This window comes from Prochlorococcus sp. MIT 1314 (assembly GCF_034093315.1).
GTDB classification, from domain to species: Bacteria; Cyanobacteriota; Cyanobacteriia; order PCC-6307; family Cyanobiaceae; genus Prochlorococcus_A; species Prochlorococcus_A marinus_Y.
On record NZ_CP139300.1, the window covers coordinates 1,603,289 to 1,618,616 of the forward strand.

General features: G+C 32.0%; 18 protein-coding genes. 6 read left to right on the top strand and 12 right to left on the bottom strand.

What is annotated here, in order from left to right:
- Positions 1-9: 9 nt before the first annotated feature.
- Positions 10-834 (top strand): ABC transporter permease, encoded by an 825-nt coding sequence (locus SOI86_RS09090; RefSeq protein ID WP_320681492.1) that lies wholly within the window; start codon positions 10-12, stop codon positions 832-834.
- A gap of 7 nt (positions 835-841) precedes the next feature.
- Entirely contained in the window at positions 842-1,273 is a 432-nt protein-coding gene (locus SOI86_RS09095; protein WP_320681493.1) for a glycoprotein, read from the top strand.
- A gap of 3 nt (positions 1,274-1,276) precedes the next feature.
- Here the strand turns inward: SOI86_RS09095 and groL are convergent, their stop codons facing one another.
- Positions 1,277-3,022 carry a chaperonin GroEL gene (gene groL / locus SOI86_RS09100; protein ID WP_320681494.1) on the bottom strand — a complete coding sequence of 582 codons (1,746 nt, stop codon included), beginning with the start codon at positions 3,020-3,022 and terminating at the stop codon, positions 1,277-1,279.
- 131 nt (positions 3,023-3,153) lie between these two features.
- Here groL and SOI86_RS09105 point away from each other — a divergent pair, with 131 nt between their 5' ends.
- Positions 3,154-3,333, top strand: coding sequence for a hypothetical protein (locus SOI86_RS09105; protein WP_320681495.1), 180 nt, complete (start codon positions 3,154-3,156; stop codon positions 3,331-3,333).
- Here SOI86_RS09105 and fabG read toward each other — a convergent pair whose 3' ends face one another.
- Positions 3,334-4,083 carry a 3-oxoacyl-[acyl-carrier-protein] reductase gene (gene fabG, locus SOI86_RS09110; RefSeq protein WP_320681496.1) on the bottom strand — a complete coding sequence of 250 codons (750 nt, stop codon included), beginning with the start codon at positions 4,081-4,083 and terminating at the stop codon, positions 3,334-3,336.
- Between the two features lie 92 nt (positions 4,084-4,175).
- On the opposite strand from fabG, the gene ispD reads away from it, so the two are divergent.
- Positions 4,176-4,847, top strand: coding sequence for a 2-C-methyl-D-erythritol 4-phosphate cytidylyltransferase (gene ispD / locus SOI86_RS09115; protein WP_320681497.1), 672 nt, complete (start codon positions 4,176-4,178; stop codon positions 4,845-4,847).
- On the opposite strand, the gene SOI86_RS09120 is transcribed toward ispD, so the two are convergent.
- Both SOI86_RS09120 and SOI86_RS09125 read right to left on the bottom strand, forming a co-directional pair.
- Positions 4,848-5,717 carry an LD-carboxypeptidase gene (locus tag SOI86_RS09120; RefSeq protein WP_320681498.1) on the bottom strand — a complete coding sequence of 290 codons (870 nt, stop codon included), beginning with the start codon at positions 5,715-5,717 and terminating at the stop codon, positions 4,848-4,850.
- 9 nt (positions 5,718-5,726) lie between these two features.
- Complete coding sequence (locus tag SOI86_RS09125) at positions 5,727-6,635, bottom strand: 4-hydroxybenzoate polyprenyltransferase (protein WP_320681499.1); 909 nt, start codon at positions 6,633-6,635, stop codon at positions 5,727-5,729.
- 104 nt (positions 6,636-6,739) lie between these two features.
- On the opposite strand from SOI86_RS09125, the gene SOI86_RS09130 reads away from it, so the two are divergent.
- Positions 6,740-8,335, top strand: coding sequence for a Ppx/GppA phosphatase family protein (locus SOI86_RS09130; protein WP_320681500.1), 1,596 nt, complete (start codon positions 6,740-6,742; stop codon positions 8,333-8,335).
- Here SOI86_RS09130 and SOI86_RS09135 read toward each other — a convergent pair.
- The 5 genes from SOI86_RS09135 to petC are packed head-to-tail and all read right to left on the bottom strand — an operon-like array spanning position 8,328 to position 12,024.
- Positions 8,328-8,822 carry a helix-turn-helix domain-containing protein gene (locus tag SOI86_RS09135; protein WP_320681501.1) on the bottom strand — a complete coding sequence of 165 codons (495 nt, stop codon included), beginning with the start codon at positions 8,820-8,822 and terminating at the stop codon, positions 8,328-8,330. The genes SOI86_RS09130 and SOI86_RS09135 overlap by 8 nt on opposite strands.
- Positions 8,823-8,877: 55 nt before the next feature.
- A complete protein-coding gene (cobM, locus tag SOI86_RS09140) occupies positions 8,878-9,633 on the bottom strand; it encodes a precorrin-4 C(11)-methyltransferase (RefSeq protein ID WP_320681502.1) in 756 nt (251 codons plus the stop codon).
- Positions 9,626-10,519 (bottom strand): prolipoprotein diacylglyceryl transferase, encoded by an 894-nt coding sequence (gene lgt / locus SOI86_RS09145; RefSeq protein WP_320681503.1) that lies wholly within the window; start codon positions 10,517-10,519, stop codon positions 9,626-9,628. The genes cobM and lgt overlap by 8 nt, the downstream gene beginning before the upstream one ends.
- 10 nt (positions 10,520-10,529) lie before the next feature.
- Positions 10,530-11,483, bottom strand: a complete 954-nt coding sequence (petA, locus tag SOI86_RS09150) for a cytochrome f (RefSeq protein ID WP_320682524.1) — start codon at positions 11,481-11,483, stop codon at positions 10,530-10,532.
- A 4-nt stretch (positions 11,484-11,487) separates the two neighbouring features.
- Positions 11,488-12,024, bottom strand: coding sequence for a cytochrome b6-f complex iron-sulfur subunit (gene petC, locus SOI86_RS09155; RefSeq protein ID WP_320681504.1), 537 nt, complete (start codon positions 12,022-12,024; stop codon positions 11,488-11,490).
- Between the two features lie 123 nt (positions 12,025-12,147).
- Here petC and SOI86_RS09160 point away from each other — a divergent pair, with 123 nt between their 5' ends.
- Positions 12,148-12,465, top strand: a complete 318-nt coding sequence (locus tag SOI86_RS09160) for a DUF3067 family protein (RefSeq protein ID WP_320681505.1) — start codon at positions 12,148-12,150, stop codon at positions 12,463-12,465.
- On the opposite strand, the gene tatC is transcribed toward SOI86_RS09160, so the two are convergent.
- The 3 genes from tatC to SOI86_RS09175 all read right to left on the bottom strand — a co-directional run bounded on the left by tatC (position 12,434) and on the right by SOI86_RS09175 (position 15,263).
- Positions 12,434-13,192 (bottom strand): twin-arginine translocase subunit TatC, encoded by a 759-nt coding sequence (tatC, locus tag SOI86_RS09165; RefSeq protein ID WP_320681506.1) that lies wholly within the window; start codon positions 13,190-13,192, stop codon positions 12,434-12,436. The genes SOI86_RS09160 and tatC overlap by 32 nt on opposite strands.
- Before the next feature lie 90 nt (positions 13,193-13,282).
- On the bottom strand, positions 13,283-13,534 hold the full coding sequence (locus tag SOI86_RS09170; RefSeq protein ID WP_025929890.1) for a hypothetical protein: 252 nt from the start codon (positions 13,532-13,534) through the stop codon (positions 13,283-13,285).
- 28 nt (positions 13,535-13,562) lie between these two features.
- On the bottom strand, positions 13,563-15,263 hold the full coding sequence (locus tag SOI86_RS09175; protein WP_320682525.1) for an NFACT family protein: 1,701 nt from the start codon (positions 15,261-15,263) through the stop codon (positions 13,563-13,565).
- Positions 15,264-15,328: the final 65 nt, after the last annotated feature.

The window sequence follows — 15,328 nt, forward strand, 5'->3', positions numbered from 1 at the left end:
CTGCTAATTATGGAATTACAACAGTATAATTTATTTTTTTTATATCAAGAAACATTTGCCTTAACAAAGAGATTATTTATTCAATTAAAAAGAAGACCATCAACTCTTTTAGCAGGAATATTTCAACCCATAATTTGGCTTTTTTTATTTGGGGCATTATTCTCTAAAGCTCCTGAAGGTTTTTTACCAGGAGTTGATTCTTATGGGAATTTTTTGGGAGCAGGACTTATTGTTTTTACTGCTTTTAGCGGAGCCCTAAACTCTGGTCTTCCTTTAATGTTTGATAGAGAGTTTGGATTTCTTAATAGATTACTTGTGGCTCCTTTAACCAGTAGATTATCCATAGTTTTATCTTCTTTTTTTTACATAACAATCTTGAGCTTTGTTCAGAGTATTGTAATAATGGTTGTTTCATACATTTTGGGTTATGGATGGCCCAACTTATATGGTTTAGGTATTGTGTTTACAACGCTAATTTTATTAGTTCTTTTTGTGACATCAATAAGTTTATGTTTAGCGTTTGTTTTGCCGGGACATATTGAATTAATCGCTCTTATATTCGTAATAAATTTACCTCTTCTCTTTGCGAGTACTGCTTTAGCTCCAATCTCTTTTATGCCAAATTGGCTGGGATGGTTAGCTTCATTAAATCCATTAACTTTTGCTATTGAACCTATTAGGACTGCCTATACACAGACTATCGATTTAGAATTAGTGGCTTTACATGCCCCATATGGTGATTTAACTTGTAAGAGTTGTATCTCAATTTTATTTTCTTTAACAGTTTTTTCCTTGATTATTATAAGGCCTCTGTTAAATAGAAAGTTAAATTAGAAATTTTATGCATTTAAAAAATTATTTAATAGAAGTTTTTAAACTAGCCACTTTAGAAAATAATCTTTTGATTAAAGAAAATGTTGTTCTTAAGTGGGTACATAGATTTGGGATTGATTCATTAAATGATTTATTAATCCATAGTTCACTACAAAAAGAAAATCAGCGCGAAGAAGAAAATCAAGAACAGATATCTTTAATTGATAAAGTACATAAAGAAAAGCAAGAACAAATTAAACTTGAATTATCAAAAACTTTTGAAAATACGGAAGAAACCAAGTGGGAATCAAATGGATTGGAAACTGCTAGCAGTAATGGAATATCTAGCAAAAATAAAAATTCTAATAAAATAAAACAATTTACTGAAACATCAAAATTACCCCTACCTTATATAAAAAATTTAAGAAAGTGGATTAACAACGATAAAAAAGCTAGTTAGCTTTTACATCATACCCGGCATTCCCATGCCACCCATTCCCGGCATTCCCATGCCACCCATTCCCGGCATTCCCATGCCACCCATTCCCGGCATTCCCATGCCACCCATTCCTGGCATTCCCATGCCACCCATTCCTCCCATTGGATCTCCACCTGGCCCTCCAGGGGCTGCGGCTTCAGGCTCTGGAATGTCGGCCATCGCAACTTCTGTTGTGAGGAGCATAGCTGCAATAGATACTGAATCTTGAAGAGCTAATCTTATTACTTTGGTTGGATCTAATATTCCTGAATCTTTTAAATCCTCATATTTTCCTGAATTAGCATTAAAGCCTTTGTTAAGTCTTTTAATTTCAGCGACAACTACATCTCCATTAAAACCAGCATTTTTTGCTATTTGTTTGGTAGGTTCCAAAAGGGCTTCTTTTACTATATTTATCCCTGTTCTTAAATCATCTGAAGATGTTTCACTTAAATTTAAAAGGTCATCTGATATTTCAATTAATGTTTGTCCTCCTCCAGAAACAACACCCTCTTCAATAGCAGCTTTCGTAGCATTAAGGGAATCTTCGATTCTCAACTTTTTATACTTCATTTCTGTTTCTGTAGCAGCTCCTACTTTGATGAGAGCTACTCCTCCGGCTAGTTTGGCTATCCTTTCATTGATTTTATCCTGATCATACTCAGATTCAGTTATATTAACTTCTCTCTTTAATTTATCTACTCGCGATTTAACTAAATCTTTAGTGTCTTCGAAGGCAACAATTGTAGTTTTATCCTTTGTGATAGTTATTTTTTTTGCTTTGCCTAAATCATTAATCGATACTTTATCAAGTGTCATTGATTTATCTTCGCTAATTAACTTAGCTCCTGTAAGAATTGCAATATCTTCAAGGGCAGCTTTTCTTCTCTCACCAAATAACGGAGCTCTTACGGAAGCTACATTTAAAACCCCACTATTCTTATTCAAAACCAGAGTTGTTAAAGCCTCTCCTTCGATATCTTCAGCAAGAATTAGAAAAGGTGAGCCTGACTTCTGAATTTCTTCAAGTATTGGAACTAGATCAACTAAAGTTGAGATTTTTTGATCAGTTATTAATATTTTAGGGTTTTCCAGTTCACAAACTTGTCTTTCTTGGTCTGTTACGAAATATGGAGAACTATAACCTCTATCAAAAGACATTCCTTCAGTTATATCTAATTCTGTTTCTAGTGATTGAGATTCTTCAACAGTTATTACACCATCTGAAGTAACAATATCCATTGCTTTCGAAATTATAGATCCAATTTCTTCATCACCTCCAGCACTAACTGTTGCAACTTTTTGGATATCAGAACCACTTAATGAAATACTTTTGGAACTTAATTTTTCTAAGACAAAAGCTAGGCCTGCCTCCATACCTTTTTTTAACTCCATAGGGTTAGCGCCAGAAGCAATATTTTTTAATCCCTCCTGAACCATCTTCTGAGTCAAAATGGTTGCTGTTGTTGTTCCATCACCAGCACTCTCTTTTGTCTTGGATGCAACTTGTTCTATTAATTTCGCACCTAAATTAGAAATAGGGTTTGCAATCTCGATCTCTTTAGCAACTGTAGATCCATCTCTTACTATATCTGGAGAACCAAATTTCTTTTCTATTACAACGTTTTTTGCTTTTGGCCCAATAGTAACCTTTACTGCATTAGCTACGAAATTTACACCTTTTTCTAACGCTTCTCTTGATTCATTAGAAAAACTTAACTGTTTAGCCATGTTTATTTGATCTTTGATCTTATACTAATCTCCCATAGAATCATTTTTAAGGGATATTTAATTAAGTGGGGAAAGCCGAATTTCTTTTAATGAGAAGTACAAATTAACTCAAATAAGAGTATCTTTAAGTTATGGAAGAAACAAATAATCTTATTTTTACTCTTACCGCAATCCTCGCGATTGCTATGACACTAATATACTTTCCTTTAAGATTTTTCTTGACATTAACTGCTAGGAGTCGAAGACTAAAACTTTTACAAAAAATTAGAAGATTAAGAGAGGAATTGGGCCAGCCTTATGAAAGTACATAATTAAATACTCATACCCCCGTCAATACTTATTGTTTGCCCTGTAATGTAGCTTCCTGCATCACTTGAAACTAAAAATGACACTAAGTTTGCAATTTGAGCACAACTTCCTAATTTCCCTAAAGGAATAACTTTAAGAATCTCTTCAGTATTAAGTTTTTCAGTCATCTCTGTTTCTATAAAACCTGGAGCTATTGCATTTACGTTTATACCTCTTGAAGCAAATTCTTTTGCGCAAGTTTTGGTAAATCCAATAACTCCAGCTTTGGCGGCAGAATAATTTGCTTGCCCTGGATTCCCAATTATTCCAACAACAGATGAAATATTTACGATATTACCACTTCTTTTTTTCATCATAAATTTTGAAGCGTATTTTGTACAAAGAAAAACTCCTTTTAAGTTTGTATTTAGCACGTCATCCCATTGTTCCGATTTCATTCGCATCAATAGTCCATCTCTGGTAATACCAGCATTGTTAATGAGGATATCAATGGTGCCATTGATTTTAATTATTTCTTCAAAAGCTAAACTGACACAATTTTCTTTTGAAACGTCAAATTTTAATTTATGAGCTTTACCTCCCGAATTTTTTATTGCATTTACAACTTCTTCAGCTTTTTCATCAGAAGAAGAGTAATTAATAAAAACTTCTGCTCCTAAGCGGCTTAGTTCAAAAGCAATTTCTTTACCAATTCCTCTGCTAGCTCCAGTGATTAAAGCAACTTTGCCTAGTAATGAATCTGTATTGGACATTATGAAATTTTATAATTTTCAATCGTAGTACTATTTGTGTAAAGATATTGCTTTTATTTATAATTGTCTAGAAAATATTGAGACCTTCTATTGTGCACTTTTTAATACCAGCTGCAGGGAGCGGTAGCAGAATGAAAGCTGGAAAAAATAAATTACTTATTGATTTAGAGGGAGAGTCTTTGATTTATTGGACACTTAAATCTGTATTTTCTGCAAGCTCAACAAATTGGGTTGGAATAATTGGGCAACCGAAAGATAAAAATTTATTATTAAATTCAGCAAAAGATTTTGCCCATAAAGTTCATTGGATTAATGGTGGTGATACCAGACAACAGTCAGTTTTTAATGGTTTAAAAGCGCTGCCAAAAGATGCTGAAAAAGTTTTAATACATGATGGTGCTAGATGTCTAATTAATCCTGAATTGATAGACCAATGTGCCAAGCAATTAGATGAGAATGAAGCTGTTATATTGGCTACTAAGGTAACTGACACAATAAAGATAGTTGATAATAAGGGTTTTATTAAGGAAACACCAGATAGAAATTATTTATGGGCTGCGCAAACTCCTCAGGGCTTTTTAGTAAATAGATTAAAAAAAGCTCATTCGATGGCAATTGATAAAAACTGGAAAGTGACAGATGATGCCTCACTATTCGAAATGCTTAATTGGAAAGTAAAGATTATTGAAGGAACTTATTCAAATATAAAAATTACATCCCCTTTAGATTTGAAAATTGCAAAACTTTTTGTGAAGAAATCTTAGTTAAAAAGGTATATCGATACTAAGAATACCATCATCGCCATTTAAGGTTGCTTTATACCCTAACGGGATGCATGCATTACCTGATATGTGACCTATGGGAAGGTCAAAAAGAATAGGAAAATTAAAATCTTTCAGTCTTTCAAAAATGCAGTTTTTTAGTAAATCTTTCCATGTAGGGTCGCAGGAATCATTAGAAAAACTTCCAAATCCAATACCTGCAATTTCAGTCAGGATTTTTGTCATCCGAAGATAAGTCAACATGCGATCAATTTTATAAATATCTTCATTAATATCTTCAAAAATTATTATTTTCCCTCTGCAATCTGGGAAGTGATTAGTACCTATTAAAAAAGTAGCAATAGTCAAGTTAGAAACTATTATTTCTCCTTTTGCCTTTCCTCCTCTTAAAGGGATCCCAATTATGTCCTCAACATATCCTTCAAAAAGTAAATTTCTTAATCTCTCAATACTCCACTCTGGCTCTTTGAAAAGGCTTGTAACCATGGGCCCATGAATAGAACCAATAAATCCTTGAGAATATTTAGATAGTAATAAAGAACATGTATCTGAGAATCCAAGCATTAAACCATGCCCCCAAGAAGGTTCTTTTTCTAATATTCTTGCTGAACCCCAGCCTCCTTTTGCAAAAATGATTAGCTTACTATTTTGTGCTTTTTCAAGTTCTTCAAATCTAGTTAGATCATCACCTGCAAAATAACCAAATTTTTTTGATAGAGAATTATTTTCATTAACTTCTAAGCCCCAGCTTTTTAAAATTTCTATGCCTTTTTGAAAATTTTCTTCATCATCAATAAAGGAGCCAGGAGCTAAAATATTGATTAGATCACCTTTTTTTAATCTAAAAATCATATTTAGAATTTATGAGGCAATAATGATTCCTAATAAAAGTACTCCTCCATAAATTGATTGATTTTTGAAGTGATTCCCAATATTTTTTATTGATTGCTTTTCTTCCGGAAATACTTTAAGTATATCTCTCTGCATTAAGATTGACATTGTAAGCCAAATAGGCCAAAAAATATAATTCATTTGATTAATAAATCCGCATAATGCGAGAAAACTAGAAGTTAAAAAATAACAAATTTGAATAGTTATTCTTGTATTGTTCTGAAGGTTAACAGCGGAACTATTTATTCCAATTTTGATATCATATTTTTTATCTGCTAAAGCATAAATTGTGTCAAAGCCAAAAGTCCAAAAAATGGTAGCTAGCCAGCAAAACAATAAAACTATACTATTCAAATTGCCTTCATTTGCTGCCCAGGGAATTAAGACAGCAAAACCCCAGCATATGGATAAGATTAATTGAGGATATTTAAACCATCTTTTGGCAGAAGGATAAATTAAAATAATAGGTAAAGCTAAAAAAGCAAGTGAAACGGAAAGTATCCTTCCAGGTTGAGGTAGTGACAAAGTTAAAAAGAAACTACATAAAATTAAAAAGAAAAGAATTAAATAAGCTGTCTTAAGACCAATTTTATTTGCAGCTAGAGGTCTTTTTTTTGTCCTTAAAACTCTTTGATCAATTTTTTTATCCCAAATATCATTAACAACGCAGCCTAATCCACTTACAAGTAGTCCTCCCAGGATTATTCTTAACAACATTAAAAATGTTGGATTAGCATCTGGTGTTAAATATAAACTCCAACCAGCGGGAATAAGTAAGATCACTCTTCCAGTTGGTTTATTCCACCTTAATAATTCAAAAAAAGTACTAAATTTAATTTGTCGATTTTTATTTTGCATATAAACTATTGTATATTTCATAACTTTAAATAATCTTACTAGGATTAAGTGATTTCTATTATTTAATAATCAATCTTGAGTATATTTATTAATGGATTAAAGATATCTGCATCTTATAAAAAGAAATGATACTGGAACAAGATTTAAGATCTTTTCAAGAAAAGCAAATTTTAGTAGCTTCGATAGATATTGGAACTAACTCTACACATCTCTTGGTAGCAGAAATTAATCTAGAATTAAAATCATTTTCAATAAAATTCACTGATAAATCAACCACTCGTCTTGGAGAAAGAGATGAGGAGGGTAATCTTACTGAAGAATCAATCCAAAGAGCATTAGTTACTCTTAAGAGATTTAAGGAATATTGTAAAAGTAATGGAGTAAGACAAATAGTAACAGCAGCTACAAGTGCAGTTAGGGAAGCTCCAAACGGTCAAGATTTTATTAAAAGAGTGCTTGATGAAACTGCTATTCAAATAGAAATGATAAGTGGTTCTGAGGAAGCCAGATTAATTTACCTTGGTGTTCTTTCTGGTATGGCTCTTGAAGATCAGTCTTTTGTAATCATAGATATTGGAGGAGGATCTACAGAATTAATACTTGCAGATAAAAAAGATGCAATAGCTCTTACCAGTTCTAGAATTGGTGCGGTAAGACTTAAGAATGATTTTTTAAATAAAGGGTCTATAAATTCAGAAAGATCTAGGTTCCTAACTACTTTTATTCAAGGATCTTTAGAACCATCTGTTCGAAAAATAAAGAGTAGATCTAAGGGAGATAACCCTTTATCTATGATTGCAACAAGTGGCACTGCAACCTCATTAGGAAATTTGATTTCAGGTGATTTAGGAGAATCTAAACAAAAGTTGCATGGTTATAAATTTAAAAAGGAAAATTTACAGAATGTGTTGGAAAAACTAATTAAATTGCCAGTTTCGGAAATCAAGAAAATACCATCATTAAGTGAGAGAAGAGCAGAAATAATTATTCCAGGCGCATTGATATTAAACACCGCAATGGAGATGTTGAACTTTAATGAATTAACAATAAGTGAGAGGGCGCTTCGAGAGGGTTTAGTTGTTGATTGGATGCTTCGTAAAGGGATAATAAAAAACGAGTTAAATATTCAAAGCAATATTAGAAAAACAACTATAGTTCATCAGGCTAGAAAGTTTGGAGTAGATAATAAAAGAGCTGAGAAAGTTATCGATATTGCCTTTCAAATCTATGATCAGACTAAAAATATCTTTCATAGCGATAATGACCCTAAAGCTAAAGAACTTCTTTGGGCAGCCTCTAATCTTTATAATTGTGGGAAATACGTAAATGTTAGTTCATATCACAAACACTCTTGGTACTTAATAACAAATTGCGATTTGTTGGGATATTCTGAAGCAGAAACAAATATTATTGCTTCGATCGCTAGATACCATAGAAAGACTCTACCCAAGAAAAGACATGAGTCTTGGCAAAATTTAATATCCAAAGAAGATAAAACATTAGTTCTTGAAATGTCATTAATTCTGAGAGTAGCAGCATCTCTTGATCAAAGACCTGACAAGGTGATTTCCTCAGTTCAAATAAAATTACAGGAAAATATTCTTACATTTGAACTTGTACCTTTAAATAAAGACCATGATCTTCTCCTTGAAAAATGGAATTTAGGATTATGCCGTAATGTTATAAAAGAACTAAAGAATTTGGATTTAAAAGTTATTTAGTTTTTTTAATAAGTTCTTGTTTTGGAGTTTGATTCTGAAAAGACTCTGAAAATAAATTAAAAATTAAGGATGAGGCTGCTAGTCCTAAAAAGCCTGAAATTAAAATAAATATCCAGAACCCTAATGGACTTGGATCCTTAGCTTTTCTAGTTTTATTAGTTTTTTTAGCCACTTCTTCAACTATTTCTTCTATTTTTATCTCTTGCTTCTCTGTATTCAATTCATTCATTATAAATTCTGTATCAAGTTTCAACTTCTGTGAAATTCTACGAACCATTGCTTTGATAAATACTTTTTCAGGCAGCTCTTCTTCATTGCCTTCTTCAATGGCTTTAAGTTGATGAGATCCAATTTTCAAATCAGAAGCCAATTCTTCAACAGATTGATCTCTACTTAACCTTGCCTCTTTAATAAAATTTCCAATTCTTTTTAAAGAGGATTGTTCTTTTTTGGTATTGTCTTCTGGATTAGATTTTATTTCTTTCAAAGCAAATAAATTTTTACTAATTATAGTGATTAATATTTTTCTATCAACTTTGCGATTATTTATTTCTAAAGAGATGCCTATATGATGGATTGTATAGATTAGACCTGTTTTGAGAATTATTAATTGCTGGGCTAATTATGTAAATAGTTGTTCTAATTAATTTTTTTTCAATAGAAAATTTTTCCATATCTTTTAATTCTATTAATGATGTCCAACCATCATCCCAAGATACTCTGAATCCAACAATAACTTTAGTCTCTGGGGGATAAAACTCTAGTAAAGTTTCTTGAGAACTTTTTACATGCCTAGCACTTAGATAAAGGCATAAAGAGGAATTGTGTTTCGCAAGATCTTTTAGAGATTCTTTCTCGGGCATACCAGTTCTGCCTCCTGCTCTTGTTAAAATAATTGTTTGCGTTACGTCTGGGATAGTTAACTCAGCTTCATGATATGCTGCTGCGACTTGAAAAGCACTTACACCTGGAATAACTTCGATTTCAATTTTTTCTTTTTTTAAAATTTCTATTTGTTCTCTAATTGCGCCAAAAAGACAAGGGTCTCCATCATGCAACCTTATAACAGTTTTCCCTTCCTGAAGTTTTTTTATCATGATTGAGGTGATTTGCTCTAAGTTGAGGGAACTCGTTTTTATATTTTCAGAACCTTCTTTAGAAAAATCTAAAATCTTTTCAGGAATTAGAGAATCAGTCCAAATAATGACATCTGCACTTTTTATTTTTTTTAAAGCTTTTAGTGTTAATAAATCTGGATCGCCGGGACCAACGCCAATAAATGATATTTTCTTATTCATTCTTTCTATTTTTACCACTATATGTTCTTAATCTTAAAAAAAATATTCCAATTAATCCAGAAGAAAATAGAAAAATACTTATAAATTGGGCCATTCTTATACCGCCACTACAGAAAGGCGGAAGCCCACCAATGCAAAGGGGGTCAGTTCTTAAACCCTCAATCCAGAATCTTCCAAAGCTATAACTTATTAAATAAAGACAACTAATAAAGCCAGGCCTAAAAAAATCTGTTTTACTCTGTTTATTAAATATCAAAATAAGGAGGATAAATATTAAAAAATTCCAAAATGATTCGTAGAGATAAGTAGGATGAAAGAATTCGTAATTAATAAATTCTAAAGGCCTATTTTGGATAGGTATAAATAATTTCCAAGGCAAATTTGTAGGAACCCCAAATGCTTCATTATTAAAAAAATTTCCCCACCTTCCTATAGATTGTCCAAGAATAATCGAGGGTATTAATATATCTATAAAAGTTTTTAAATCAATGTTTTTCGACTTACAGAAATAGATAATAGATAATAATCCTCCAATTAGACCTCCATGAATTGCTATGCCTCCTTCCCAAACTGCTAGAAAAGAGGGAATTTGAATTGTGTTATTAAATAGCTCAAAAGAAGTAAAAAAATTGTCTCCAATATATTTCCTCCACTCAAAAATTACGTAATAAGTTCTTGCTCCAATTATTGAAAAAATTATTAATGAAGGTAGTATCTCGCTTATGTACTCTGGATTGATATTTCTTGCCTTTGCAAGTTTTTTAGAAATAAATAGGCCTATGAAGACTGAAATCGAAATAAGCAAACCATACCATCTAATCGTTAGAAATCCTAAATGTAAAAATGTTTCTCCTGGAGACTGTATAAAAGCTTGAAATGTAAGCATCCAAAGACAGTTAAATACCCTCTACTGCCTGTACTTTTTCTACTTGTTTTTTCTTTAAGACTAAAAGTATTTGAGTTAGACCTACACCAATAAAGAATGCAATTAATCCAATAACTCTGTAAGGGCTCTGAAGTACCACTTCAGCATCCAATTGCCCAAAACCACCAACGTTTGGATCATTAGTAAGTGGATCACCTGCATTAATTTTGTCCTGTGCTTTTACTATAAGTTGAGGTCCAACTGGTACAGAATCAGTAGTTATTTCACCATTCTCATTTTCTATAATAATTTCATAACTACCATCTTCAATTGTGTCTATTGAATTAATAGTTCCTGTGGCGGAAGAGGTGAATATTACATTATTACTTTTATCTCCAGTTGGGTAAACTTGACCTCTACCTCTATTGCCCCCTATGTGTAATGAGTATTTACCATAGTGATATTCTTTATTTGTGGATGGATCAGGAGAGAGTACAGGGAAAACTATTTCTTTATTGGTATCACCAGGTAAAGGACCTACAATTATTATGTTATCTTTCTCTTCACTGTAATTAGTGAAGTATACTCCTTCCGTCTCTTCTTTGATTTCTTCAGTCCACCTTTCTTGAGGAGCAAGTTTGAAGCCATCAGGCAGCATTACAACAGCACCAACTTGTAATGGAACTTCAGAACCATCAGCTCCAATCTCTTTTAAGTCATTTTTATAAGGTATTTTGACAACAGCTTTGAAAACACTATCAGCACCAACGGATTGTGGAACCTCTGCAATAGTAGGCATCTGAGCTAGATGACAATTCGCACATACTATCTTTCCTGTAGCTTCTCTTGGGGATTCGTAGTTTTGCTGAGCCCAAAATGGATAGGCAAAACTGATCTTGGGATATAAGATAATGCTTGTAGTGAAGAGAAGAGCGCAGATAAATAAAGTTGTTTTTTTCATAATTTGCTTTTTAAGATCATTCATTTTTTTATGCCCACCAAGGATTTTCATTAGTTCTAAAGTCAGTTTCTGACCACTGTTTGACAAGTACAGAATCATCGTCAATATCGACATGAGCTAGTGCTAAAGATAAAGGAGCAGGACCTCTTACTACCTTCCCATTAGTATCGTACTGACTACCATGACAAGGGCATATAAATTTATTAGCACCACTATCCCACGGGACAACGCAACCTAAATGAGTACAAATTGCATTTAAACCAAATTCGCCTATTTCGCCACCCTCATTAACTATTAAATAAGTTGGATCTCCTTTGAGACCTTGTACTAGGCTTCTGTCTCCTGCTTGATGGGTTGCCAACCAACCTGTCTTAGTTATTGGATTCCCTAATTCATCCTTAGCAGAAGTTCCACCACCTCCACTGCCGGCTCTTAAAGGCATGAAATAATTTGCCACAGGATAAAGAGCTCCTAAAGCTACACCAGTTGCAGTACCAAATGTTAGAAGATTCATAAATTGCCTTCGACCCATTGAAGGGACATCATTGGAACTTAATTGAGTCATTCGCTACTTGGTTCTGTTATTTATTAGTTATTATGAATCAAATTGTCTAATTTCTGTTGCAAATAGATAGGACTTTTAATAATTTAAAGTAAAAGTTGAGGAAGTCTTAATTAATTGATTTAAATGAAACCATTACTTGTAGATGAAGTTATTCATTATTTGATTCATCGTTGGGGTAAAAAATATGACTTTAGACTCTTTAAAAGAGGAAGGTTTGTATATTTACAAATGATGTGGGGATTCCTTGGACAGGAATCATTTCCTTTAAGTGAAGTTGAATATCAAAAATCGATAGCTGATAAAATCGAGATTTTAAATAGATGTGGATACTCAGAAGAAGTAAGGGAATGGTTAACAAAAGTAAATGCTAGGCCAAGGCTGGGTAGAGCAGTCAGCTTGCAATTAAATGTTAATGAGAAGATGAAAGAGTTTTTGATTTAAGATTTTCTGATAAGTAAGTTAATCCAGTACCAACAAAAAATAAAAACACAATCGAAATAGATAGCAATGACATTGTCAATGGGTCTGTTGAAGGGGTAATCACTGCAGATAAGATCGCTGAGGAGATCACAACTATTTTCCAATTCGAAATCATTTTCTCTGTAGTAATTATTCCAAGAGAACCAAGAATAAATTGTAATACTGGCAACTGAAAAGCTAATGCAGTACTAGACATTAATAAAAGAACAAAATCAAAATATCTCTCTATTGACCAAGTTGGTTCAACAATGTCAGCACCGAAAGTAATAAAGAATTTTATGGCTGCAGGAACTAATATCCACCATGAAAAAATTAATCCTAAGAAAAATAGAAGACCTGAACCAAAAACTGCGGGCAAGATAAGGCTTTTTTCTTGTTTTGTTAATCCTGGGGAAATGAATAATATTATTTGATAAAAAATATAGGGCATAGAAACTATTAATCCGCTATAACCTGCAACTTTAATAGCAACAAATAAGAACTCTCCTGGAGCAAGTTGTAGTAAATGTATATCACCTGCTGGAACTTCTAAAAAAGATATTAACGGCTTTATAACAAGAAAGCTTAAAAATATTGAGATAAGTATTGAATAAACTGAGTTTAGTATCCTTTGCCGAAACTCCTCTAGGTGATCACTGAAAGTCATCAAATCTGATAATTTATTTTCGCTCTGACCTGTAACTTTCATTATTGTTTACTAAAGATTTTGTAAGAAAAAGCTTTTAAATCAATTTTGCCAAAGTCTAATTTTATTTTTCGGTAAATTTAATTATTTGCTTCATTTAGGATTAGTTGGGTCTGGTAATAAGAAAGGAGGAGCATCATTTAAAGATGATTCGCCGTAAGTTTCATATTCTCTATACCCACCCATTTTCCCATTTGTTTTCATAAGTGCGCTTACGAAGGCAAGTAATAAGAAAACAGTCGGAGCTCCAATTATTAATGCAGCGCCGAAAAGATATCCAACAATAAATTCTGGAAAACTATGATTTCCTAAAAATTCATGAGTACCCAAAAGAAAATCAAACATTTAGATCTAAAATTTTTTTTATTATAAACTAAATTACTGTTTTAAGATTTTTTTTAATGTAATCTTCTCCTCTTGTAGGATTTCCCCAAATAATCTCTCCATTTTTAAAGGAAACACATCCTGGCCCTCCTTTTGTTATTTTTTGCAAATCTTTAATTTTTACTAAGTTAATTGGAACTTTAATGTTTCTTTTTGCCTTACTAAACAAAGCAGCTAAATCTGCAGCTATTTGCAGATCTTGTTCAGATGCTTCTTGAGATGAAGACTTTAATACTACGTGACTTCCTGGCGATTCCTGAGCATGAAACCATAGATCGCCTTTCTTCGAAAACTTAAAACTGATTAAATCATTTTGCCTCATATTTCTCCCAACCTGAAGCTTTAATCCTGTGGGAGTCTTGACTTGAATTGGGGAAGATTGTATCTCAGATATATTTTTCTTATTTTCTCTTCGCGTCTTTTGATTAATATTAAACTCGTTACAAATTTCTTCCATAATTTCTTCCACTAGTTTAATTTTTATAAAAAGTTCTTCATGTTTTAAAGAATTTAGATTTTCTAAAAGCGTTGTGAATTCATCTAATCTATTTAGATTAGTTTTGTAAATATTTAGTCTTTCTTTTATCAATTCACGAGATCTTTTTAGTTTTTTTGACTTTTTATACAGTTTCTGTCCTTTTATGATGTCTTGTTTTTTGATCTCATTTTTAGTGAATATTTTGTCAGCTTTTTCTTTATATACTTCGTAATTTTCTGACTTTAAAAGGAGATCATATTGCATGTTTAAATTCTTTTTTTCAGTATTTTTTTGTTTGAAAATTATCCCTTCAGTTTTATTTGATAACAATTCAAGTTTTTTTTGTTTTAAATGATAATCATAATAATTCTCTAAACCAACGCATAAATCAATTTTTTTTTCAGATTTAATTTCTTTATCTGAAAACCAAACGCAATAAAAAAATTGATTAAATATGGCAAAGGAAAAGCTATTATTTTGAAATCTATTTATCCATATCCTCCAACTTTTAAATATCTCCTTTAAATTGGCATCGCTAATGAAATCAATATTTCTCTCCATTATTTCCGAATCGCTAATATTACTAAAGACCTCTAATTGCTTCGTTAAAATTGGACTTACACCTTGGTAAGTATTGATTAAACAATGTTTCAATGAATTAGGTACTGTAGAAATTGATTCTTTCCACGATTGAAAAGATTCATCTTCTCTTGGTTTTTTTTTAAGATTAATTGGGGGGTTAGAATAAATTGATCCTGTTGAAATTTTTCTAAAACTAGATTCACTTGATTTGAGTTGTTTCCCTACAGCAATTATTTTTTGTTTATTGTCTAAATAGAAAATATTACTATGTTTTCCCATTAACTCAAAAATCAAATACTTGCTAATCTCATCTCTTGGTTTTTTTGCAAAACCAAATTTTATAACTCTCTCGTAATCATTTTGGTCAATCGAAATTAAAGCCATATATTTTAATCCGTATCTTAATTGTTTAGAAAGTGTACTTTCTCTTCCAACCTTTTCTGGTTTATTTATCTTTAGTATTCTGGGAGAGTCTCCATTCCATGAAACTTCTAACCAAGTTTGATAATTAACTCCTCTTAGACAGAATTGAATGGTATTAGGCTCAGGTTGTTGGGCAGTTTCAAACTTTGCAGGTAAAATTTGTTTTGATAAATAATGCAAGATAGATCTAATAGATGTAATATCCATTATCTGAGGCACACCTTTTTGCATTATTTATTTTTAACTCAGAAGATTTTTATTTTACTGTAAAA